At 47.8% G+C, this 24,963-nt stretch carries 13 protein-coding genes; all 13 read left to right on the top strand.

The window, feature by feature from the left end; genetic code table 11:
• The first annotated feature begins 84 nt into the window (after positions 1-84).
• Positions 85-3,609: a SusC/RagA family TonB-linked outer membrane protein gene (locus IAQ59_RS15715; RefSeq protein ID WP_425342615.1), complete on the top strand. Its 3,525-nt coding sequence runs from the start codon at positions 85-87 to the stop codon at positions 3,607-3,609.
• A 50-nt stretch (positions 3,610-3,659) separates the two neighbouring features.
• Positions 3,660-5,213 carry a SusD/RagB family nutrient-binding outer membrane lipoprotein gene (locus tag IAQ59_RS15720; protein ID WP_209331792.1) on the top strand — a complete coding sequence of 518 codons (1,554 nt, stop codon included), beginning with the start codon at positions 3,660-3,662 and terminating at the stop codon, positions 5,211-5,213.
• Between the two features lie 89 nt (positions 5,214-5,302).
• Positions 5,303-6,250, top strand: coding sequence for an RraA family protein (locus tag IAQ59_RS15725; protein WP_209331793.1), 948 nt, complete (start codon positions 5,303-5,305; stop codon positions 6,248-6,250).
• A gap of 48 nt (positions 6,251-6,298) precedes the next feature.
• Positions 6,299-7,576 (top strand): mandelate racemase/muconate lactonizing enzyme family protein, encoded by a 1,278-nt coding sequence (locus tag IAQ59_RS15730; protein WP_209331794.1) that lies wholly within the window; start codon positions 6,299-6,301, stop codon positions 7,574-7,576.
• 160 nt (positions 7,577-7,736) lie between these two features.
• Positions 7,737-8,669, top strand: coding sequence for an RraA family protein (locus tag IAQ59_RS15735; RefSeq protein ID WP_209331795.1), 933 nt, complete (start codon positions 7,737-7,739; stop codon positions 8,667-8,669).
• Positions 8,670-8,773: 104 nt separating this feature from the next.
• Positions 8,774-10,264, top strand: a complete 1,491-nt coding sequence (locus tag IAQ59_RS15740; protein ID WP_209331796.1) for a mandelate racemase/muconate lactonizing enzyme family protein — start codon at positions 8,774-8,776, stop codon at positions 10,262-10,264.
• A 175-nt stretch (positions 10,265-10,439) separates the two neighbouring features.
• Positions 10,440-11,093 (top strand): RNA polymerase sigma factor, encoded by a 654-nt coding sequence (locus tag IAQ59_RS15745; protein WP_209331797.1) that lies wholly within the window; start codon positions 10,440-10,442, stop codon positions 11,091-11,093.
• 428 nt (positions 11,094-11,521) lie between these two features.
• Positions 11,522-14,710, top strand: a complete 3,189-nt coding sequence (locus IAQ59_RS15750) for a SusC/RagA family TonB-linked outer membrane protein (RefSeq protein ID WP_245189639.1) — start codon at positions 11,522-11,524, stop codon at positions 14,708-14,710.
• A 19-nt stretch (positions 14,711-14,729) separates the two neighbouring features.
• On the top strand, positions 14,730-16,211 hold the full coding sequence (locus tag IAQ59_RS15755) for a RagB/SusD family nutrient uptake outer membrane protein (protein WP_209331798.1): 1,482 nt from the start codon (positions 14,730-14,732) through the stop codon (positions 16,209-16,211).
• Between the two features lie 387 nt (positions 16,212-16,598).
• Positions 16,599-19,910, top strand: a complete 3,312-nt coding sequence (locus IAQ59_RS15760; protein ID WP_209331799.1) for a SusC/RagA family TonB-linked outer membrane protein — start codon at positions 16,599-16,601, stop codon at positions 19,908-19,910.
• Between the two features lie 20 nt (positions 19,911-19,930).
• Positions 19,931-21,721, top strand: a complete 1,791-nt coding sequence (locus IAQ59_RS15765; protein ID WP_209331800.1) for a RagB/SusD family nutrient uptake outer membrane protein — start codon at positions 19,931-19,933, stop codon at positions 21,719-21,721.
• A gap of 177 nt (positions 21,722-21,898) precedes the next feature.
• A complete protein-coding gene (locus IAQ59_RS15770) occupies positions 21,899-22,978 on the top strand; it encodes an alginate lyase family protein (protein WP_245189640.1) in 1,080 nt (359 codons plus the stop codon).
• 54 nt (positions 22,979-23,032) lie between these two features.
• Complete coding sequence (locus IAQ59_RS15775) at positions 23,033-24,955, top strand: heparinase II/III domain-containing protein (protein ID WP_209331801.1); 1,923 nt, start codon at positions 23,033-23,035, stop codon at positions 24,953-24,955.
• Positions 24,956-24,963 lie beyond the last annotated feature (8 nt).

The following is a 24,963-nucleotide window of genomic DNA, read 5'->3' on the forward strand; positions in this document are numbered from 1 at the left end:
TTAGTCATCCACCCCCATTCTCGTGGGAGCACACCCGATGACCAACCTGTAGGCAGTTAACAAACCAATTAATCAAACCCAAAAATGAAACACATTATATACCAAATTTTACAGAAGGTGTGCTGCTATATCTCCGTGTTTGCCGGAGTGTGGTTGGCAACCTTTTCTGTGGCACAGGCTTTTTCCGACGAGGCGCAGGCAAAGAGCATTGAAGAGGTGATGGTTCGCTTGGATGTAAGGGAGGGTAACCTTCAAACCATTTTAAAGGCGATAGAAAGTAGGACCGAGTACCGATTTTTTTATACCGATCAAAATCTACGGGATGGCACGACCATCCGACTGGCTAAAAACCGGGGTTCGGTGGCCGAAATTTTAACTGATATTGCTTTTCAAAAAAAGCTGCATTTTAAGCAGGTTAATAATACGATCAGCGTGAAGTCGTTGAAATCGTCCAAGGAGGAAAGCTCGGTTGAAATTTTAGTCGACGAGTACGATATCGATATTCAGGGGACGGTAACAACCCAAGACGGGGATCCGATTCCGGGAGTAGCCATTTCCGTTGCAGGTACCACAGTGGGCACCATTACCGATATTGACGGAAGATATAGCCTGACCGTTCCCGATAATGCCACCTTGGTAGTTTCTTACATAGGCTATGCCAGTCAGCGTATTCAAGTAGGTACAAGGACGGTTGTGAATATTGTGCTTATGGAGGATATCGCCGCCTTGGAGGAAGTCGTGGTGACGGCACTCGGTATAGAAAGGGAGGCGAAGAGCCTGGGTTATGCGACTACCTCTGTATCCTCAGAAGAGATGACCATTAACCGAACGCCCAACTTTATGAATGCGCTCCAGGGCAAGGTAGCAGGCGTAAATATCAGTAGTCTGGGATCCGGCCCGGCAGGTACCAGCAAGATACGGATCAGGGGGCAGTCGTCCTTTGGAGGTCAAAACCAGCCCTTGATTGTGATTAATGGTATTCCTGTGGACAATACCAATTTCGGAGCCAATCCCGGAAATCGTGGTTCAGACGCCTCCAACACGGACCGGGGTAGAACCCGCGTATCGGATGGTGGTGATGGTCTCACCAGTATCAATCCCGATGATATTGAAACCATGACCGTTTTACGGGGTGCGGCAGCTTCGGCTTTGTACGGTGCTCGGGCTAAAGATGGCGTGATCATGATTACCACCAAGCAACGAAATCGTGGACAGGGAATAGGTGTGGAGTTCAACACGAACTACACCTCTGACAATCCCATGGATTTTACCGATTGGCAGTATGAATATGGGCAGGGAGAGAATGGCATACGGCCTACGTCGGCAAATCCCGTTTCCGGTGTATGGAGTTTCGGAGAGAGATTTCAACCTGGCATGACCCAAGTATTGTTTGATGGGGTGGAAGTGCCCTATGTGCCGCAGCCGAGTCATATCAGCACCTTTTACCGTACAGGGCATACCTTCACCAACACCGTTACGGTATCTTCTGGAGGAGAGTTTGGCGGATTCAGTCTTTCCGTATCTAATTTGGACAATCAAAGCATCGTGCCTAACTCCGGCTATGACCGAAAGACCTTTAACATTGGATTTACCCAAGAAATTGCCAAAAAGTTAATTGTTTCGGGAAACGTGAACTACTCGCTAGAAGACATCAAAAATCCGCCTCAGATCGCCGAACAGGATATGAGTACGCCCACCGTGTTGAACACATTGGCCAACTCCATGCCCCTATCGCTGATGCGGGAAAAGATGGCGGATGCGAATGGGAATGAGTTTGTATTCTCCCGCTTTAGGAATAGGACCAATCCCTACTGGTCTACTTTTGAGAAATTTGACAACGTGCGAAGGGATCGTGTGTTTGGAAATATCACCGCAAGATACAATATCGCGGAATGGCTCTTTGTGCAAGGTAGGATAGGGCAGGATTTTTATGCAAGAGATCAGGACTATAACTTCCCCACAGGGACCGCTTCGCTGCCCAATGCTCCGGTAGGGTTTGTAAATGGAGATTATGTACAGGACAATCGTAGATTCAGGGAGGTCAATACCGATTTCCTAATCGGCGCAAACAAAAAGTTTGGTGACTTTGGCACCTCGCTCACGCTGGGCGGTAACCAAATGTACCGGCGGATGGATCGCAACAACGTGCTGGTGAATGATTTTATCGTGCGGGATTTGTATACGGTGATGAATGGCAGGGTGAAGGATCCCATTTATGAAATCTCCGAGCGGCAGGTGAACTCTCTCTATGCGATGGCCGAGTTGTCTTACCGAGATTACCTCTTTTTAAACGGAACGGTTCGGAATGATTGGTTTTCTACCCTTGCGCCGCAAAACCGAAGCATTCTGTATCCTGCGGTAACGGGAAGCTTTGTTTTTTCGCAACCTTGGGAAAACTTCCCCGAGTGGATTTCTTTCGGAAAGATCCGGGCAGGATATGCGGAAGTGGGGAGCGATACCGACGTAAGCCCCTATGCGGATAACTTATTTTACCGAGTGGAAAACAATCAGTTTCCCAATCCAGCAGGTCAACTGCAGCCGGTAGGGGTGATCAATTCATCTACGGTTCCCAACGCCAATTTGCGGCCTATGCGGGTTTCGGAGTGGGAGACCGGTATCGAAATGAAGTTTCTGGATAACCGCTTCGGGTTGGACCTTACCTACTACAATAAAGTTACTAGAGATCAGATTTTGGGTGCTCAAGTCTCAGACGCTTCCGGCTATTTGCAACAGCTGATCAATGTAGGCGAAAGCAGTAACCGGGGGGTGGAAGCCTTGCTGACAGCCGTGCCGGTACAAACTGCCAATTTTACGTGGGAGACTAGCTTCAATGCATCTTGGAACATGACGGAAACCTTGAAGTTAGGCTTGACGGAAGGAGATTCCGTTATCACCGTAGGAGCGGCTGTGTATGGGGGTGAGCTGCGGCAGGTAGTAGGCAAGCCCATGGGGCAGATATATGGATTTGGTTACAGAAGGGATCCCCAGGGAAATATCGTGTATGACGCAAATAACGGTAGGCCACTTCGTACCAACTTGCAGATACCATTCGGTTCCGCTATCCCTATTTGGGTGGGTGGTTTTATGAATACGTTCCAGTTCAAGAATCTTTCCCTATCTACGTTGATAGATTTCAAACTGGGCCACAAGATGCTGTCAGGAACCAACTTCAATGCTTGGCGCCATGGTTTGCACAAAGGAACGTTAGTTGGTCGTGAACAGGGTTTTGTCATCGGCGAAGGGGTCAAAAATGTAGGCACGGCCGAAAATCCGTCTTTTGTTCCCAACGATGTGCAAACTGAGGTACAGACCTTTTATGAGACGGTGCGGTCTGCGAACATGGTCGAGGAATTCATCTACAATGCTGGATTCTGGAACCTTCGTCAGGTATCGATCGGATACGACCTTACTCCCCATTTGCCGGAGAACTTCTTCATCAAAAGCCTGCGGGCAAACTTGGTGGGCAACAACGTCTTGGTCATCAAAAAATGGGTACCCAACATCCATCCCGAGGAGTTTGGCTTTACGTCAGATAACTTGATGGGGCTGGAGGCACACGGGCTACCTGTGACCCGCAGCATTGGATTTAACCTAAACTTTAAATTTTAAAGAAAATGAAAAAGTTAGGTATAAGTGTCAACCTCAAAAACCTAGGCGTAATGAAAAATCTTCTGAAAGCCCTATGCATAAGTCTTATTATCCTGTCTCCGCTCAGTAGCTGCGACAGCGGATTTGATGAAATGAACATCAACCCGGTACAGCCCACTTCATTGGATCCGATTTACCTGATGAACCGGGCTGCGCTGTTTTCGACTATCTCCAGCACCTCACTGAATTACGAGTCGGCGATTGTGCAGCAGATTGTCTCTCCAAATGGAGGAGTATTGGCAGGTGGTAACTTCAACCAATTAAATCGGGCCTTTTCCATCGGCACCTGGAATAAATATTACCGGGATGTATTGAAGCATACCATAGATGTAAAGCGATTTACCCGTGACAATCCGGGAAGAAACAACCTGTTTCAGATGGCGAGAATTCTTCAGGCCTTATCGGCTATGATCCTCACGGACACCTTTGGAGATGTGCCTTATTTTGAAGCAGGTCTGGGATTTCTCGAAGGCAAAATTGATCCGGCGTACGATCGGCAGGAAGAAATCTACCTGGACATCTTGAATGAACTACAGGAGGCAACCGCTGCGCTGAATCCTTCCGGTAGAATTGAAACTGGAGATATATTCTATGGGGGTGATGTTGCCAAATGGCGTAAACTTGGGTATTCACTCATGTTGCGGGCGGCGATGCGTCACACGAAGGTAAACCCCACTCGTGCAAGAGAGTGGGTGGAACGTGCTGTAGCCGGTGGCGTGATGGCCTCGAATGCCGATAACATGATGATTCAGCATGATTTTAACTATTCCAACGAGTTGGGAAATACGCTGAATGCGACAGAAGCAAACAACTATTACCTCGCCGAACCTTTTGAACAATTTTTGAGCGAAACGAACGATCCTAGACTTGGTTCCATAGCCGTACGTTTCATTGGTGCGGGTAGTGGACCGGATCAGAACAATGCACTGGCAGGAAACCCGGCACCCGGCGTCAACCTCTCCAGAAATCCGGCTGACCAAATGGGTTTCCCCATGGGATACGACAACCAAACCATTGGAGCGGTGGTGCAGGCAAGAGGCCTCAGAAGTTTCTACGAGTTTTCCCAAGTGGATCGAACCCGAATGACAGCGCGCGATGCACCTATCTTTCATGTAACGTATTCTCAGACTTCGCTTTTGTTGGCGGAAGCAGCACACCGGGGTTGGATTGCAGGTAACGCGGCTGATTACTATGCGCAAGGGATCCGGGCAAATATGGAGCAGATGGCTGCCTATGGAGAAAATACAGCCATAGCTGAATCGGCCATCGATGCCTATATCGAAACCCATCCCCTTGACGAGGCAAATGCCATGGAGCAGATTGGCGAGCAATATTGGGTGGCCTCTTTTCTTAATGCATACGAAGGTTTTGCCAATTTCCGCAGGACAGGTTATCCCGCTTTGGCACCTAACCCCTATCCCGGCAAGGATATCTCCGGTGACTTTATCCGACGTTTGTCCTATCCCGATGCAGAGTTTTCGGTGAATAATGCAAATATCACCGCAGCAGTAGCCCGACAGGGTCCGGACAACTTGGATACGCGTGTATGGTGGGACACCCCCTGATGCGCCTCTAGTGAATGTTTACAGGCAGGTTTTCCAACTCGATCTGGGAAACCTGCCTTTTTCCAATTTCAATAAAATCAACACCGTTTATGACTTCAAATAGATTTACGCTTTGTTTTTTTTGCCTCTTTTTTGTTCTAGGGCCTGTCTTTTACCTGACGGGTCAGCAGATCAGTAAGGACGAAATGCTGTTTCTTACCCAAGCTTGGGAGGGTGAGCGTTTTGAAGACGGCAGGCCGAAAGTTTCGGACAACCTTCTGGAACGTATGAAACTGGTAACCCATGAGGAGGCCTGGGCCGTGATGCGAAATGCCGGTTACAAGTACCAATATGCAGAAGGTTGGCAGATGATCCACCCCGATTCCATCCTGGTAGGTCGTGCGGTTACCGCTACCTTTATTCCCGGCAGGCCCGATATACACGATGCGATAGACAAGCGGGGCAGGGCCGAGGGCAAACGGGGTCAAAATACCTGGCCCGTTGATTTATTGGTGCCTGGTGATGTATATGTGGCCGATCAGTTTGGGCTTCATGTAGATGGACCCACCATAGGCGACAATGTAGGCAATGCCATCTATGCCAAATCGGGAAATGGGATCGTATACGATGGGGCGCTGAGGGATATATCCGGGCTAAGGGAGATCGCTGGTTTTACTTCTTTTTACAGCAGCTACCATCCTTCCCACCACAATCAGCAGGGAAATCTGAACACCATGTTGATTGGAATTAACCAGCCAACGAGAATCAGGCAGGTAACGGTAATGGCCGGAGATGTCGTTTTAGGCAGGGACGGAGGTGTCTCTTTTATTCCGCCGCATTTGGTAGAACGGGTGGTGGTGACCTCCGAGATTGTCCGGCTCCGGGATATGTTTGGCCATCAACGGATTCGGGAGGGCGTTTATACCGCAGGTCAAATTGATACTCGCTGGGCAGATGAAATCGAGCGGGACTTTTCCCGGTGGCTAAACGACCGTATCGACGAATTACCGGTGCCCCGTGAGCAGATTCAGGAGATTCTGAAAAACCGTACCTGGTAAATGCAATCCAAAAGAAAACCAATTAGTCAAATCCAAAATAGTGTACTGATGTCGAAAAAAGTGAATAGGAGATCTTTTCTGGGCAAATCAGCCCTTGCCAGCCTGACCGGTGCGGCATTTTTATCCAACTACGGGAATGGCTTGGCAGCAGCGGTAGACCGCATGCCAACCTATTCCAACCCATCTGAGTTGAAGATTACCGACGTGAAATGTGGATATGTTCGGGGAGCGGTTTATGTGAAAATATACACTAACCAAGACGTTTGGGGTTGTGGTGAAGCGGTGGATGCGATTCACGGCACCTACCATCTTGTGAAGCGTTTGGGCAACATGATCAAAGGACAAAACCCGCTTAATCCCAACCGTCTAGCAGAGCAACTCCGAAAGGGTGCCTTTTTTGCAGGGGGACAGTCGGGTGTATTCGTAGCCGTGTTGACCGCTATTGAAACCGCCTTGTGGGATATTACCGGCAAAGTGTTTAATGTGCCGGTCTATCAATTATTAGGTGGAAAATTTAGGGATAAAATACGGGTCTATTGTGACACGGCGCTCTATACCTCCACGAATCCCAAGCCCGCTGACTATGCAGCGGCTGCACGGGGGGCCGTGGAAAGGGGGTACAATGCAGTGAAATTTGACGTCGACGATGGCCGGGATCCAAACAAGTACGACCGGTTTAACTGGACGGCAAGTCCCGCGGAGATAGACCGCATGTACCAAGCCATCGCAGCCGTGCGGGAGGAAGTGGGCCCGAATATTGACATTTGTGTGGACATGCACGGAAGATACGATGCGGTGACCGGTCTGAAAATGGCCAAGATGTACGAAGACCTAAACCTAATGTGGCTTGAGGAGCCCGTTCCGGCGGATAATCCGGATGTTTATAAGCATATTACCCATCAGACCACTACCCCCATATGTACCGGCGAAAATGTGTATTTGGCCTATGGCTTTACCAGGCTTTTGAGTGACGGGGCTGTAGATATTATCATGCCCGATATCCAAAAGGCCGGCGGCTTGGGAGAGGCACAGCGCATTGCCAACCTGGCCAATCTATATTATGTGCCGTTTTCTCCCCATATGGTGGCCTCTTTTCTGGGCGCCATGGCGAGTTGCCATGTATGTGCTTCGGTGCCTAATTTCCAGATTATGGAGTGGCAGATATACATGGACACAGATCAAATGTGGAAGGACATCGTGACCTACGATGGGCCTAGGACGGAGAATAGCTTTATTACCCTTTCGGAAAAACCGGGAATAGGCGTGGAGATCAACGAAGAAGGGATGCGAAAATACGCGGTAAAAGACATACCGTTTTTCGAATAGCCTAAACTAAGAAACTGATGGTCAATTGGATGGTATGAATAGCGGATGTGATCCGAGCCATTCGGCCCAAAAACCGTTCTTGTAATTCTGCGTCTATGTTTCGTAAAATCTTTATCTTTAAGCGAAAATGATCAAAGATATAATCCAAACAAACGAAAAAATGAAGAGATTCTCATTGGTGTGTTTTTTACTGTTATTTACGTGGGCAGGAACCCTGTTTTCCCAGCAAATTTCACCTACGCCCGAACAAATCATCGCATTGACTTCAAAGTGGACCGGCGAGCGATTTCCGGATGGCCGGCCAAAGGTTTCCGATGAATTATTGGAGCGACTCAGCAAAGTGTCTATGGAGGAGGCCTGGGGAATTCTCAGAAATCGGGGATACAACAATCAATTCGAAAATGATTGGGTGATCCTGAGGGAGGATCAAGTAATGACCGGTAGAGCCGTGACCGCTCAGTATATGCCGCTGAGGCCGGATGTGAACGACCTAGTGAAGGAAATCGGCAAAAAAGAAGGCCGAGCCCAATCCGGCGGCACCAATTCATGGCCGATTGATGCCTTGGTAGAGGGAGATATCTACGTGGCCGACGGCTTTGGCAAAATTGTGGATGGAACCCTGATAGGAGATAATTTGGGTAACTCCATTTATACCAAATCCAAAAGAGGGGTCATCTTTAACGGTTCCGTACGCGACATGGCCGGATTGCTTGCCATAGATGGATTCAATGGTTGGGTAAAGGGACATGACCCTTCGTACATTCAAGAAATGATGCTTTCTACAATCAACTACCCGGTAAAAATCGGCAGGGCCCACGTGCTTCCCGGAGATGCAGTTTTGGCCAACAAGTGGGGCGTGATTTTCATCCCATCCCACCTAGTAGCAGATTTGGTGATCAATGCGGAATTTATAGTCCTTCGAGATCAGTTCGGCATTCAGCGATTGCGGGAGCAAAAGTACACGCCTGGTCAGATTGACAGTGCCTGGAGTGATGAGATCAAAAGTGATTTCCTGAATTGGCTGAAAAGCAAGCAGGATCTGCCTATGAGCAGGGAAGAACTGGAAGCTTTCATGAAGGACCGCAACTGGTAAAATCTTGCCAACAAGTACTTTATAGTCTATCATAGGGTCACGGACATGGAACTAGTAGCCATTTGTTCCGTGGCCCTTTTTTAACCCAATTAACAAATAAACCTATGAAACAGAATTTAAAGGATCTTATTGCCAGGTGTGCCAAGGAGGATCAGGTGGCGGCTCAAGCAAGAGAAGCGGAAATGACCCATCCCGAAACGACAAATGAACGGAGAAGTTTTCTCAAGAAAACGATGCTGGGAGGTTTGAGTTTGGGAGCGTTGATGGGGGCCTCGATAGAGGATACCATGGCACACACGACGTCCAAGGTAAACCGGTTTTCCAATCCATCCGACCTGAAGATTACCGACATGCGGGTAGCGGTGCTGCGCAATGTGGGTAGGACGCCCATCATTCGCATTGATACCAATCAGGGAATCTATGGGCTGGGAGAGGTAAGGGATGGTGCAGACGAGCGCTATGCGCTGATGCTCAAGAGTAGAATTCTTGGGCTCAATCCCTGCAACGTAGAAATGCTTTGGAAAATCATCAATCCCTTTGGCGGCCACGGACGATTGGGAGGCGGGGTTTGCGCCGTAGAGATGGCCCTATGGGATTTATGCGGAAAGGCTTACGGAGTACCTGCCTGGCAGCTTTTAGGCGGCCGGTATCGGGACAAAGTGCGACTCTATGCGGACACGCCTGGGATGGATGATCCGGCTGAATTTGCCAAGGTCATGAAGCAGCGAACCATTGAACAAGGGTTTACCTGGTTGAAAATGGACTTGGGGATACACGTGGTGGCTGATGATCCCGATGCCTTGGTAAACTCAAAATTCTGGAATGGTGCCAAAGGCCAATACGACACCCGTGACTATATGAGCTATGGAAGTACAGAGCACCCATTCACACAGGTTCAAATCACCGATAAAGGATTGGAAGGCTTAGCCAAATACGTCGAATCTATTCGGGAAGCAGTAGGATACGAGATTCCGCTCTGTGCAGACCACTTCGGGCACTTTGATGTGAACAATTCCATTCGTTTTGCCAAGGCGATGGAAAAGTACCGCCTTGCGTGGGTAGAAGACATGGTTCCTTGGTTCTATACGGACCAATGGAAGACGCTGTCCGACGCCATAGAAACACCCACCTGCACGGGCGAAGATATCTATATGCTGAAAAATGGATTTAAGCCTTTGATTGATGCCAAAGCAGTAGATATCGTACACCCCGATTTGGGGACTTCCGGCGGATTGTTGGAGACCAAGAAGATCGGGGATTATGCAGAGGAACACGGCATCGCCATGGCCATGCACATGGCCGGGTCGCCGGTTTGCTTCATGGCAAACGTACATTGCGCTGCGGCTACTCAAAATTTCTTATCGCTAGAGCACCACTCTGTGGATACTCCCTGGTGGGAAGACCTGGTAACCATGACGGGATCTCAGCCCATGGTTACCAAGGGATTTGCCAATGTGCCGCTCGATGCACCTGGACTGGGTATCGAATTGAATGACGAAGTGATGAAGGAGCATCTTTTTCCTGGAGCTCCCGGTTATTTTGAGCCAACACCGGATTGGGATCAAAGGCGCTCTTGGGATAGAACCTGGAGTTGAAGCCTTCCCAAATTGGCTAAAAGCCCAACGGTCCTCAGTATGGGGAAGTTGGGCTTTTCCTTTTTTTTGCTCTTTGATTCTGTGGTTTCGGCGATGTTCGAAATATTTGCTGTTTTTCTTTTGATTTGCCGGGTTTTTGACTAATATGACATCCCAATCTAGCCAAATTGCCACCATGGAACCCCGGAAGCATCCCTCACTCTCTACAAGAGAGATTTCCAACGAACCAAGCCGTGTTTTTTCTGTTTCCGATAGGGAATTATGGGATCGGTTTTGCGCTGGTGATGAAGGTTCCTTCGTAACTATTTACCAAACCCATGTCAATCACCTGTTTCATTTTGGATGCCAATTTTGCCAAGATAAGGAACTTATAAAAGACTTGCTTCAGGATTTTTTCATATACCTAAGGAGCAACAGGAAGCGCTTTGGCAGTACAGATTCGATCAAGTTTTACCTGCTTAAATCATTTCGCCGCAAAATAATGGCCACCCTCAAGCGGATAAAAAGAGGTACAGAGGACAGGCAACGTTTTTTGATGGACCAATTCACCGTAGAGCTGTCCTGTGAAGCTAAATTTATTCAGCAGCAGCTCGAGACCGACATGATCCGGGACTTAAACCAAGCAATTGCTTCCTTGGACAGTAGGGAGCGGGAGGCCATTTATTATTTTTATTACCAAGGTTTGGGATACGATCAGATTGCCGAGATTTTTGAATTTGCCTACGTGTCTTCTGCCCGAAGAATGATCTACAAATCTTTGGCAAAATTAAGAAAACTGATGGTCGTTTCGGCCCTCAGTTTTTTTGTGGTAGTAAAACCCCTCGATTGATATTTTCTGACTAGTTTTTCTGTTTTGACCTACGGAACGATTTCCGTTGGCATCAAGTCACGGTATTTTCACAACGAAATTAGACCTCTCCCAAAAATTTGGGGAGAGGTTTTTTTTATAATTGAATAAACGTATTAACTTAGCAAATATAATATTATTAATTATTATTAAATCGGATAATTGTGCTGTATATGCGTAAAAATTTACAATAATATTCATTTTTTAATTTACCAAGTTGATTTGATATATAGATAAAATAATTCAATTAGTGGTAGCTCATTATTAAGATTAAATATATTTAATAGATATTAACAAATAAAAAATAGTTTGTTTTTGATAAAAAAGGTCATTTAGTTAACCATTAGCCCATAAATAATCAGATGCAATTAATTACAAACCAATTTCTCAACCTTAAACCCTAAATAAGTATGAAAGTAACGTTACAGCACCTTGCAATGAAAGGTGTCAGGACGATCTGTGCGGGCACAGTGGTCCTGGGTTCGTTTGGGTTGGCGGGGTTCCCGGCGTTTAGTCACAACGCGGCGGATTTGCCCACACCAAACGGCACATTGACATCGGTTCACTTCAATGGAGACCTACTGCCGGAAGATTTCCGTAAGGATGTCTCCGGAACGGTTTTGGATCCAAACGGAGACCCCATGCCCGGAGTAAGTGTATTGGTACAGGGTACCACTACCGGTACCGTCACTGATCTGGATGGTAAATTTTCAATCAATGTGCCAGATGGAGGAACCCTTGTATTTTCTTTTATTGGATACGAAAGCCAATTGGTAGTCGTAGGTGACCGTACGGTCATTAATATTAACATGAAAGAGGACGCCACTGCCTTGGACGAAGTGGTGGTCATTGGCTACGGAACGGTTAAGAAATCGGATTTGACCGGCTCTGTAGGTTCCGTTCGGGGAGATAAGCTCATCGACCGATCTCAGCCCAACGCGGTGAAGTCACTACAGGGGCGTATAGCTGGTGTGGAAGTACTCAACAACCAAAACTCCCCTGGTGCTTCGGCCCGAATCCGAATCAGAGGAGTCAACTCGATCAATTCTGGCGTTAACCCGCTTTTTGTGATCGATGGGATCATCGGTGCCGACCTGAACATGATCAACCCTTCGGACATCGAATCCGTCGAGGTACTGAAAGATGCCTCCTCCGCGGCCATTTATGGTGCGCGGGGCGCAAACGGTGTGATTCTGGTCACCACCAAACGAGGGGAAAAGAATCAAAATCAAGTATTGTACGATAACTTCGTTTCCGTATCCAACCGGGCAACGACCGTTCCAAGGCTGAATGCGCAGCAGTTTATGGATGTGTATAACCGGGCTTACGACAACGCTCAAAAGTACGATCCGTCGGGTTTTGCACAAGGACGCTATGTGAGGGCCAATCCCTTGGATTACCCCGACCTGTTTGATTCCAATGGCCGTCCATTGTATGACACGGATTGGGAAGACGAGGTGTACGGTACCGCTTGGGCGCAAAACCATAACCTGGCCTTCAGGGGAGGAAACAACTTGACGTCCTACAATGTATCGCTGGGGTATACCAACGAAGACGGAATCATGATGAATTCCGGTTTTGAGCGATTTACGGGTAAGATAGCGCTAGATTCCGAAATCAAGCCATGGTTGACTGTGGGTGGTAGCATCTTGGGAACCAAGAGTACCCGTAGGGTGGTCGATGACGCCAACGGTGCATTGAATGTCGCCAGGATGGTGGCTGAAGCTCTTCCCTTTCTGCCAGTGCGGTATCCGGATGGGCGATGGGGAGCCAACGCCGATTGGCCGGGTACAGAGGGTGCGGAGAACCCGGTACGGATTGCCCAAAACCGCTACACGGATGTGAACCTCAACCAAATGTATGCGGACTTCTACATGAATTTCAAGATCACCAAAGACCTGGAATTTAAGTCTACGTTCAGCACCATTTTTGACAGCCAGAAAAACAATTTCTATTCTTCCCGAACCCTTCGGCTTTTGTCGGCTGACCAACGGGGTATTGCCACGGTATCCACCAACCAGCGACTTTACTGGCAGAATGAAAATTTTGTAAACTGGAATAAGTCCATCGGAACCCGACACCGAATCAACGGGATGTTTGGCTTCAGCTGGTTGAAGGATAGCTTTGAAAACCTGAGCGTACGCAGTGAAGGGTTCATAGACGATTTCTTTCAGTGGAGAAATATTCGCGCCGGTAACATCATCCCAATATCCGGCATCAATGGAAACGTAGGGGCCTACGCGTTGAACTCCTATTTTACGCGATGGAATTATAGCTTGGATAACAAGTATTTATTTACCGTGACCGGCCGATACGACGGTTCCTCCCGTTTCGGTGGGAACAATAAGTTTGCCTTTTTTCCTTCCGTAGGTATCGCCTGGAGGGCATCTGAGGAAGGCTTTATGCAGGGTGTAGATGCGATCAACAATTTGAAGTTCCGCGCAAGTGCAGGTTCTACCGGTAACCAGGAAATCGGTAACTTCAACTCCCTGCAGTTTTTGGGAACGTTTAACGTACTCAAGGCTGCAGGAAATGAAATTGGGGTTTCCCAGACCTCATTCGGCAACCCCGATCTGAAATGGGAATCCACCGACCAAGTAGACTTCGGGTTTGAGCTGGGATTGTTTAACAGCCGGGTAATGGTAGAGGGTGACCTGTACTACAAGCGGACCAAAAACCTGCTCCTCAACGCACCGCTTCCTTGGTCAACAGGCTTTGGATCCGTACTTCAAAACATCGGATCGGTTGAAAACAAAGGTATAGAACTGACCGTGAATACCGTCAACGTGGAGCGGGGTGAGTTTACCTGGAACACTGATTTGAACTGGTCTACCAACCGAAACGAAATCCTGGAATTAGGTGCTAACGATGCGGATATTTTTCCAGGCCCTTGGTTTTTGGGGCAGACCAATATTTTGCGGGTAGGTGAGCCCATAGGTTCCATCTGGGGCCGTGTGCGTACCGGTACTTGGAATCTGGATGAGGCAGACCAGGCCGCTCAATATGGCCTACTTCCAGGAGACATACGCTGGGAAGATTTGGATAACAACGGTGTAATCAATGCGAATGATTCCAAAATCATAGGTAGGATGTATCCCAAATGGGTTGGAAACATAACCAACACCTTTACTTACCGCGACTTCGACTTATCCTTTGAATTCCGGGTAGTATATGGGCAGGACGTGATCAATGCGACGAAACACTCCGTAGAGGATCGTCAAACCTTGGCAAACAGCTATGCTACCGTTTTGGATGCCTGGACACCGGAAAATCAAAACTCCATGATTGCCGAAGTGAGGGCCTGGGGTACCCCCTATCTCACCAACATGGATACCCACTGGGTAGAAGACGGTTCCTTTGTGCGGCTTCAGAATTTGATGCTTGGATACAATGTGCCTGCGCCTATTCTGAGTAAATACAATATCGCGAGAGCGCGGGTATTTGTAAGTGGGCAAAATCTGCTGCTTTTCACCAAGTATACCGGATATGACCCCGAGGTAAATACCTTTGAAGGTGCAGGCCAGCTGCCGCAGGGTCTTGATTTCTTCCCTTTTGCAAGGCCTAGAACCTTCAGTGCGGGATTAAACATCGCCTTTTAACCCTTAACTACGCATTATTATGAAACGACCAATAAATTATATTCTAGCAATTGTAGCTTCATTTGGACTATTGTCCTGTGAGGGCTTCTTAGAGGAAGATCCAGCTACCCTGACCACTCAGGCGGAGCTTTCCAGTCCCGAGGCCGCACGCGCCCTGGTGACCAGTATTTATGCCAACGTAAACGTCGTGGTGACCGGTTCCGGTGGGTGGGGAGGCAATACCCTTTCACTTTTGGAATTTATGACCGGTAAGGCTGATGGCGTGGCCCAAACCGAGGGATTCAGGTTTAATCAGTTGACCTATGACTCCCAATCCTTTTATATTGACACCTATTGGAGTCAGTTGTACCAAGGGATCCTCCGTTGTAATGTTGCTATCGAGCAATTGCCTCGCTACACCTCATTGACTCAGGCACAGCTGAACGACTACTTAGCCGAAGCCAGAACCATGAGGGCATTTTATTACTTCTACCTGGTTAGGATGTACGGTGACGTACCGAAAATCAGCGAGCCGGTGAAAGCCCTTGCAGAGGTAAATACGTCTCGTTCACCGGTGAAGGAGATTTATGACGACATCATCCTGCCCGACTTGTTATTTGCCGAGGGTTCGGGATTGCCTTGGAGAAGGCCAAACGGGGAAGTGTCCAAGGGTTTCATCAAGTCGCTATTGGCGGATGTGTACCTAACCTATGCGGGGCATCCTGTAAATGGCGGTCAGTCTGCGTATGTGGAGTCTGCGAGGAGATCCAAGGAGGTCGTAGACCTGAAAGGTGCCACATTCGATTTATTTGATGAGTACACCGATATGATCCAACCGGCGAATAAAAACAGTGGTGAGTTTATTTTCCAGGTGCAGTTTGATAAGATAAACCGAAACAATCCGCTTACCCCGGTCTGTCTGCCTACTTTTGCGGGTATCTCGGTCTACTCCAATGAATTTGGTGGATTGGTTCCCAGGTTTGAGTTTATCGATAGCTACGAATCGGGAGATAAACGGGCCGAAGAAAAGCAGTTCTTTATATCGGAGTACAATGGTCAGCAATTGGGTGGAAGGTACATATATAAGTGGTTTGATAAGGTCGCCATCGATCAGGATGCGCGTTCGGAGTTAAACTTTACCATTTACCGCCTAGCCGATGTCATGCTGATGTATGCCGAAGCATCCAACCGGGCTGAGGGTGGACCCAATGCCTTGGCATTGCAATGCGTAAACGACATTCGCGAGCGCGCAGAACTGGCGCCCATATCGGGAATGGGTGTGGACGCCTTTGAGCAGGAAGTATGGAATCAGCGCTACTTTGAGCTATGTTATGAAGGAAAACTGTGGTTTGACATGCTACGGACCCGGAAGGTGCGAAATGACCTGACCAAAGCATACGATGACTTCGTCGGCCACCGAAATGTTTTTAACGCCACCTTTGCCGAAAAGCAATTGCGGTTCCCCATCCCTCTTCGGGAAATTGACGTAAATGCAGCACTCACCCAAAATCCTGGATTTTAGGTAATTAATCACCATTTTTCGGGTATTATCCTCAATAAGCCGTCCATATTCCTTATGGGCGGCTTTTATATTTTTTGACTGGTTAATTAAAAAAACCTCAAACTTTTTTTATTTGAGCTTTTTGCCCTATATTTCACCGATAAATAGAATTAGCAATATTTCCCAACTTAAAAAAATATTATTTCCTGTAAATGGAGACAATATTTGGACCGCTATTGGTTTAGTTTATAAATAGGATTATATTTTTAGTTGGGAAAATGCGCTTGGTTTTTCATTCCAATCCCAAAATACCTATGAAATAGCTCAACAAATCACCCCAACGAAAGAGGTTCACATACAACCTCTACTATCTCAATTCCTCAAATAACTTAACAACAAACAAACTTTATGAAAACAGGTTTACGAAACCGATTTCTGCCGGGATTACTTTCGGTGGGAATGATGGCGGGATGTGTTTTTCTGGCGACGGAATCACTTGCCCGGCAAAGCGTTTCTCTGGATGGCAATCTGGAGAATATCCGCTCAAATAGATCCGTTGTGGCTTCCAATAGGAAGAGCGACGAGGTGTTGAAAGTAAAAGCTTTCGACGTGACAGTAACCGGAACCGTGCGCGATCAGAACGGGGAGCCAATTCCTGGTGCCACCGTATCCGTGCCGGGAACAAACTTGGGAACGGCAACCGATATGGATGGCAAATATTCCATTACCGTACCCGAGGGGGTAAATTTGGTGTTTTCCTTTATTGGATTTGAAAGCCAAACCATTACCTTGGGTAATCAGCGTATAATTGACGTCACGTTGGTGGAAAGCACTTCCTCGCTGCAGGAGGTGGTCGTAGTAGGATACGGTACGCAGCAGAAGGTAAACTTGACCGGTGCGGTAGGGGTAGCTACTTCCGAGCGACTTCAGAACCGTCCGATTGCAAACGTGGGTGAAGGTCTTCAAGGTGTGATTCCAAACCTAAACATTGCCCCCCGAAACGGTGACCCATCTCAAAGCCCTGCCTTCAACGTGCGTGGTTTTCAGTCCATCAACGGAGGTTCGCCTTTGGTACTGGTGGATAACGTGCCCATGGACATCAACCGGATAAACCCGAATGATATCGAAAGTGTATCGGTATTGAAAGATGCGGCTGCAGCTGCGGTATACGGTGCCCGTGCGGCCTTTGGGGTGATCTTGGTAACGACCAAAAGTGGCAAGGCAGGCAAGGTGTCTGTTTCCTTAAACAGTCAATTTTCCCTAGCGAAGCCGATCTTCAATATGGATCCGATTACCGATCCCCATGAGTTTGTGCTTGCAAGGAATCTAGCCAACATTCGGACAAACGGTGTTCCTACTTTTGATCAGGACATGGTAGATGGAACCCTACGTTGGCGAAACAATCCTACACCGGAAAATGAATGGGGAGTTGTAAACGGTGCGTTGCGCTACTATGGCTTCAACAATTACCAGAATGACATAATGATCAATATGGCTCCTACGCAGCAGCATGACTTGACAATCTCGGGTGGATCAGAGAATGCAAATTATTTTGTGTCATTTGGCCATTTGAATAAAGACGGGTACCTCTCTACCAACAATGAAAACTTCAAACGATACAATGTATTGATGAAGGGGGAGTTTAAAGTCACCAAGTGGTTGACGCTCGAGGAAAAGTTGGTAGTAAACACGCAACGTAGTGATAAGCCATATTTCTATAACTGGGACGTAAACATCAATTCATTGGCACGGGTTAGCCCTATTCAGCCGATTCAATTCCCCGATCTTCCGTTCTATTTGCAGCAAGGTGACCGGGAGATCTACGAACCATTTATCGGAAAGTATTTCGATGGGACTAATTTCTGGCCGTATTTGAAGGATGGTGGACGTTCTACTTGGACCAACAATGATATTTGGATGACCCAAGGAGTTGTCTTGACACCCGCAAAAGGGTTGAAAATCCAAGGTAATTTCTCCTATAACTTTGTCAATAGGTCTGAACAAGATGTCGCAAGCAAAGTGGAAATTGCCACAACTAATCTTACAAATCCTGCAAATATCATCAACAACGGATTTAGCGGAAACGACTTTATCAACGAAGAGAACCGCTTCAATCAATATTATGTAATCAATGCGTTTGCGGATTACGAGTTTTCGTTACCTGAAAAACATAAGTTGAATACCATGGTTGGTTTCAACCAGGAATGGGGGCAAAATAAATTTGTGAGAGCGCAGAACAACACGTTGATTACACCTCTAATTCAAAATTTGAATGCAACCATTGGCATGCAGCAGACATTTAGTAATATGAACCATAATGCGCTGCGTGGAGCTTTCTATCGAATCAATTACATCTTTGACGAAAGGTACCTGATCGAAACCAACGCCCGTTACGATGGTACCTCCAGGTTTCCAAAAGACAGCCGATTTGGTTTCTTCCCCTCGGTATCCGCAGGATGGAGGATGTCTAACGAAGGCTTTATGGCCGGAACCAGCAGCTGGCTCGATGAATTAAAGCTAAGGGCCTCTTACGGTGAATTGGGTAATCAATTGCTGGGCAATAACTTCTATCCGTACATTCCTACAATGGGAATCGGTCAATCCAGCTTTATGATGGTTGGGACGAACCGAACGCCGTTTGTGTCCCCTGCGGGATTGGTTAGTCCTACCCTTACCTGGGAGACCGTGGTCTCCAGGAACATCGGATTGGATTTCACTTTATTGGGAGGAAAAATCGATGCTTCCTTTGATGTATTCCAGCGGGATACCAAGGACATGTTGATGAGATCCACTTATCCATCCATTTTGGGAACCGCAGCTCCACAGGCAAATGCGGCTGATTCCAGAACGACTGGTTGGGAACTGGCGGTTACCTGGAAGGATCGTTTAAAGAATGACCTCAGCTATGACGTAACTTTGGCCTTGTCTGATTGGACGGCCGAAATCACCAAGTTTGAAAACCCTAACGGAGCGATTCCTTCTGGCATCACAGCTTCCGGAGGCAATGCCCAATACTATGTAGGTCAAAAGCTCGGTGAGATTTGGGGCTACGAGACCGTAGGTATTTTCCAAACGGAAGATGAAGTTGCTTCGGCACCTGTCCAGAATGCATTAGGTGCCAACTGGCGACCTGGAGATATTCAATATGCGGATTTGGATGGAGACGGTAGAATCACGCCCGGAAACAACACCTTGGCTAATCCAGGGGATAGAAGAATCATAGGTAATGATACACCAAGGCTGAGTTTTGGTATCAACAATAACTTGTCGTGGAAAAACTTTACGTTGAATGCATTCTTTCAGGGTATTTGGAGAAGGGATCACTGGCCAACGTCGGGTAACTGGACTTGGTTCTTCCCCTTCAATGCTGGTCATGTGGAAAAATATTTTATTACAGATTCATGGTCTGAAGACAACCGAGATGCCTACTTTGCGCATCCCCATATCTCTACCAATGATAAGAAAAATATTCAGCCTCAGACTCGTTTTCTCCAAAATGCCGGCTATATCCGCTTGAAGAACCTCTCTGTGGGGTATGATATTCCCTACAATATCGTCAATTCCATCGGAATGCAGAATGCTAACGTGTACTTTGCCGGTATGAACCTTTGGGAGTATTCTCCCATTCGCAAGCCGCTTGACCCTGAGACCATTTACGCAGGAGCCATTGAGTATCCCATGCAGCGAATTTACACATTGGGTGTGAGGATCACTTTCTAATCCGTTAATTGAAAAACATTATGAAAAAGCAACTAAATAAGCTCAGGTTTTTGTTGGTTTCCCTTTTTATGTTGGGTGCCTGTAACGACGATTTTCTGGAGCGGTATCCTTTAGATGAGGTCAGTAACGAAACGTTTTGGAATACGGCCAACGATTTGGCCACCTATAACAATTTCTTCTACCATCTGACCCAAAATGATGTGAACTTCCCCATCATGTTGGGCCACCATGAGGGTTTTGACAGTCAGGTAGCATCCTATCTGATGGTGGATGGTTATGCCGATAACCTTGCGCCAAATCATCAGCGTCACACGCCATTTATGCAGGTGCGTGCTGGGAAGCAAATAGTACCGACTTCTTCATCCGGTATTGGTAACCAATGGTATGGCTTCCGTGGATGGGATCTTGTTCGCGCGATCAATGTAGGATTGGCCAATTACGGTAGGGCAAATATTGCCGACAATGTTAGAAACCGATACGTGGGAGAGGCCCGGTTGTTTCGCGGTTGGTTTTACCACCATATCGTTAAGATGTTCGGTGATGCGCCATATGTAGATCGTGAACTGAACATTGATTCTGAGGAGCTGTTTGCCGAAAGAATGCCCCGTGAAGAGGTCATGGATAAAGTATTGGAAGACCTGAATTTTGCAACAACACATCTTCCGAATGATTGGGGCGATGGCAACGAGCCAGGTAGGCTTAATCGTTGGGCGGCCTTGTTGATCAAGTCTCGTGTTTGTTTGTTCGAGGGTACCTGGAGAAAGTACCATGGAGGATCGAATCCCAATATGTGGCTACAGGAAGCTGCAAATGCGGCCAAAGACCTGATGGATAATGGACCTTATGGTATCTATAATACGGGCAATCCTGCCTCAGACTACAATTCTTACCACCGAATTCTTGACGTGTCTGGAAATCCAGAGGTCATGGTATGGAGGAAATATGCACTGGGTATTCGAACAAACCACGTGCAAAACTATTACTCCTACTCCGGAGGTGCAACACGGAATTTCGTAGAGGATTACCTTTGCACCGATGGACTTCCAATTACACTTTCAGACCAGTATGTTGGGGATGATAGAATCGAGGATGTGTTCGTAAATCGGGATCCAAGGTTACGCCAAACTGTCCTACATCCGGATGATTCGGAATTCTATAAATATCACGTAGCGGACGGCAGGGCGTATCCTAGGATACAAGGACAGCCAGGTGGAAGGACTTCTTCTACAGGATACCATGTGATCAAGCATTATAATGCCGATGATATGATTGGAAAGGCATTCAATGTGGCCGAACATCCAGCAATCATCCTTCGGTACGCAGAGGCTTTATTGAATTATGCAGAAGCTAAAGCAGAGTTGGGTGAAATCACGCAGTCTGATTTGGATATGAGTATCAATCAACTTCGTGATAGGGTTGGCATGCCACACCTTGGTCTAAACCCCCCAATGGATCCAAGATATGCAAACGACGGTATTTCTTCTTTGTTGGTTGAGATACGTCGTGAAAGACGCATAGAGTTGTTTGGCGAAGGTTTCCGATATGATGACCTCAGAAGGTGGAAGCAAGGTAAGAAATTAGAAAATCCGGACATGGGTATTCAATGGAATGCCGAAGCACAGGCTCGATATACAGGTGCGATTATTCATACCAGTGTGGATCCGGCGAACGGTAAGACCTATATCGATGTCTATAAGAACACCGATTGGGCAAATCCCACATTCGATGAAAACAGAGACTACCTCTGGCCTATCCCCCTAAACGATTTGGCTCAAAACCCGAATTTGGGTCAGAACCCTGGTTGGGATTAAGTTAACTAGGGCTTAACATGCGTAAAAACCTGCTGATTTGGTGATCGAGTAGCTTGGCTGTTCCTTCACTGAAATCGGCAGGTTTTTTTATGAACGGTGGGTAACTTTCCCCGAAATTGCAGATATTTCCCTTGACATACATGTCAATGCCATCACCTATCCCTTTATAACCTTTCTATGTTGTTTTCTAATCTTTTAAGAGGATATTGTGCGACCATTATCTTGCTGCTGTCCTCAGCAATGCTGTTGAATGCGCAGGGAATGCACCCAGCCGCTCAGATCTCCTATGTAAAAGCGCAGCTCAAAGAGGGTCGCGAGCCTTACTTTTCGGCCTATAAGCAGCTTTTGGCCTATGCTGACTCTGCGTTAACGCAACAGCACCATGCCTTGGCCGATTTCGCCGTGCCTGGGTTTTACGTGGATCCGGAAGGACACCGGACCAACTCCAAAAGCCTTCAAACCGATTCCTTTCACGCTTATGCCACGGCCTTGGCCTATGTGCTTAGCGGCAAACGCAAGTATGCGAAAAAAGCAGTCTATTTCCTTAATGCCTGGGCCACAACGAATACCCGTTATAGCCAAGCCGACGGCCCGTTGGTAATGGCTTATTCCGGTCCCGGATTGGTGATCGCTGCACAGCTATTAAAGGACGCTGGACAGCTATCTGGAAAGGAACTTCAACGAGTAGAACGCTGGGTAGGCGAGGTGTACCGCGTGGCATGCAACGAAATCAGAAATCGAAAAAACAACTGGGCGGATTGGGGCCGGTATGGCTCTGTGCTAAGCGCTGCTTTCTTGGAAGATAGTGGTGAAATGGCAGAAAACATCCGGCTGATTCAAAGCGACCTGCATCATAAGATAGCACCCGATGGACACATGCCCGAAGAGGTCCGCCGACAGGACCGGGGCCTATGGTATACCTACTTTTCGTTAGCGCCCATCACGGCAGCTTGTTGGGTGATTCGGCAAACGGAGGGGACCGATTTGCTGAGAGGGCGGGGTACAGGCCCAACCATTCAGTCCGGGATAGACTACCTATTGCGTTTTGTAATAAATCCGGAATCTTGGCCTTGGTATGCAAACCAACGTCCAGGTTCCCCAGATTCTTGGCCCGGTAACCTCATGGAAGCAATGGAAGGGATCTACGAGCAAGCTGAATATGGTACCTATGCCGCAGAGGCTAGGCCAATTGTCTATCCGATCCACCATTTTGCGTGGACTTTCCCCACCTTGATGAAGCCCAGGCTTACGTATTGATTCATACCCATTTGGAACCGATAAACATTTTCATTTCAACGATTAGCCCAAACCATGAAGACATTGCTAAATTCCAGATTTATTGCCGCATCTGTGCTTATTGCGGCACTCAGCCTGACGGTCAAATCACCTCTCAGCGCTTCAAATTCCGATCGGTTATCCCCCAAGTCGGAGCTTGTCCATCCAATAAATGATCCTCAAAAGCTGGAAAACCCCATAACCGTAAACTACCTCCGAAGCAAGCTTCGTAAAAGCGGCCCCAAGCTGGTACTGACTCCCGCACTGGAGCGGGAGGTGAAGCGAAAAATCAAAAATGATCCCTTGGTAGCCAATTATTATGAAGGGGTAAAGTTGAACGCCGAGCAGATCCTAAGCGAGCCTGTACTAGAGCGAGTGATGATTGGTAGAAGATTGCTCAGCACTTCCCGCGAGATGCTATACCGAGTCAATATGCTGGGAATGACTTATCGCCTAGAAAAGGACAAGCGCTTTTTGACAAAACTTAACGAAGAGCTTGTGGCAGTATGCCAGTTTTCCGATTGGAACCCTTCACACTATTTGGATGTGGCAGAGATGGCCACGGCGGTAGCCTTGGCCATCGATTGGGTAGGGCCTGATCTACCAAAGTCTACGGTGGACATGGCCAAATCCGCCCTGATCGAAAAAGGGATCAACCCCAGTTGGGAGGGACGCCATGGGTGGATCAATGGAACCAACAACTGGAACCAAGTATGTAATGGGGGCATGATAGCAGCTTCAATTATGATTGCTGACCGAGATCCGGAATTGGCCGCCAAGACCATCAGCCGATCCCTCGATGGTATTCCCCATGCCATGGCAGAGTACGGTCCTGATGGGGTGTACCCGGAGGGCTCTACGTATTGGGGTTATGGAACTGCTTTTTCGGTTTTGACCTCGGCTATGTTGGAGTCTGCTTTTGGGACGGATTTTGGCCTCGCAGCGTATCCCGCGTTTAAGGCATCCGCTGATTTCAGGTACCTAAGTGTGGCACCTTCAGGTTGGTACTACAATTATGCCGACTGTGGCGACCGACACGGAACCGCAGGAGACATTGTTTTGGCGTGGTTTGGGACTAAAACCGGTAATCCACTTTTTATCGAAAAGCAAAACTTTTCCCAGTCCCCCAGCGCTATGGGAAAGCTCAACCGAATTGGAGGGGCTGGGCTGGTATGGCTGGCCCAGTTCCAGCCCAGCCTGGAGGGTAGTTTGCCGTTAGCCTGGAAAGGGGATGGCTCGAACCCAATTGTGATTTATCGGGGTCAGCAGCAGGGTCCGAATGCGTATTATTTCGGCGGCAAGGGCGGTCGAGCCACCATCAGCCATGGAAACATGGACGCCGGCTCCTTTATTTGGGAATTGAACGGTGTTCGCTGGGTGATTGATCCCGGAAACCAACCTTATAATGAATTGGAGATTACCGGCTTTAACCTGTGGGGCAATTGCCAAGAATGTGAGCGATGGACCTTGCTAACCAAAAATAACTACGGCCACAGCACACTGACGGTAAACGATGCCCTGCACATCAACAATGGGTTCGCATCGCTGGAAGCCTTTCACGACGGTGCCCAGCCTCAATCCACCTTTGACCTAACGCCGGTTTTTGGTGACCAAATCAAAAAGGCGCACCGGAAATTCATCAAACCCGATGACCAGTCGATTCTCATCGAAGACCACTTGGAGATCAACGAAAACACCAAGTCCATTACCTGGCAACTTATGACACAGGCAGACGTGGAAATCGTTCCGGGAGGGGCCATCTTGCGGCAGGACGGAAAGTCGGTAAAGCTGGAAAACCTGTCCCATCCGGAGCTTTTGGTGTCGGTTGTCTCGCTAGATCCGGCACCATTGGAATTGGACCGGCAGATGGAGGGCCTCAAGCGTTTGGAAATCCGTATACCCGCTTGGACCATCCAAGGAGGGAGCGAGGTCATTCGGGTTCAATTGTCAGGCAATTAAGGAGTTTC

The organism is Lunatimonas salinarum, assembly GCF_017811155.1.
Classification (GTDB): Bacteria; Bacteroidota; Bacteroidia; order Cytophagales; family Cyclobacteriaceae; genus Lunatimonas; species Lunatimonas salinarum.

What these genes read in the sequence shown, in the direction of transcription:
- IAQ59_RS15715 (WP_425342615.1), top strand. Translation starts at nt 85, where the DNA reads ATGAAACACATTATATACCAAATTTTACAGAAGGTGTGCTGCTATATC.
- IAQ59_RS15720 (WP_209331792.1), top strand. Translation starts at nt 3,660, where the DNA reads ATGAAAAATCTTCTGAAAGCCCTATGCATAAGTCTTATTATCCTGTCT.
- IAQ59_RS15725 (WP_209331793.1), top strand. Translation starts at nt 5,303, where the DNA reads ATGACTTCAAATAGATTTACGCTTTGTTTTTTTTGCCTCTTTTTTGTT.
- IAQ59_RS15730 (WP_209331794.1), top strand. Translation starts at nt 6,299, where the DNA reads ATGTCGAAAAAAGTGAATAGGAGATCTTTTCTGGGCAAATCAGCCCTT.
- IAQ59_RS15735 (WP_209331795.1), top strand. Translation starts at nt 7,737, where the DNA reads ATGAAGAGATTCTCATTGGTGTGTTTTTTACTGTTATTTACGTGGGCA.
- IAQ59_RS15740 (WP_209331796.1), top strand. Translation starts at nt 8,774, where the DNA reads ATGAAACAGAATTTAAAGGATCTTATTGCCAGGTGTGCCAAGGAGGAT.
- IAQ59_RS15745 (WP_209331797.1), top strand. Translation starts at nt 10,440, where the DNA reads ATGGAACCCCGGAAGCATCCCTCACTCTCTACAAGAGAGATTTCCAAC.
- IAQ59_RS15750 (WP_245189639.1), top strand. Translation starts at nt 11,522, where the DNA reads ATGAAAGTAACGTTACAGCACCTTGCAATGAAAGGTGTCAGGACGATC.
- IAQ59_RS15755 (WP_209331798.1), top strand. Translation starts at nt 14,730, where the DNA reads ATGAAACGACCAATAAATTATATTCTAGCAATTGTAGCTTCATTTGGA.
- IAQ59_RS15760 (WP_209331799.1), top strand. Translation starts at nt 16,599, where the DNA reads ATGAAAACAGGTTTACGAAACCGATTTCTGCCGGGATTACTTTCGGTG.
- IAQ59_RS15765 (WP_209331800.1), top strand. Translation starts at nt 19,931, where the DNA reads ATGAAAAAGCAACTAAATAAGCTCAGGTTTTTGTTGGTTTCCCTTTTT.
- IAQ59_RS15770 (WP_245189640.1), top strand. Translation starts at nt 21,899, where the DNA reads ATGTTGTTTTCTAATCTTTTAAGAGGATATTGTGCGACCATTATCTTG.
- IAQ59_RS15775 (WP_209331801.1), top strand. Translation starts at nt 23,033, where the DNA reads ATGAAGACATTGCTAAATTCCAGATTTATTGCCGCATCTGTGCTTATT.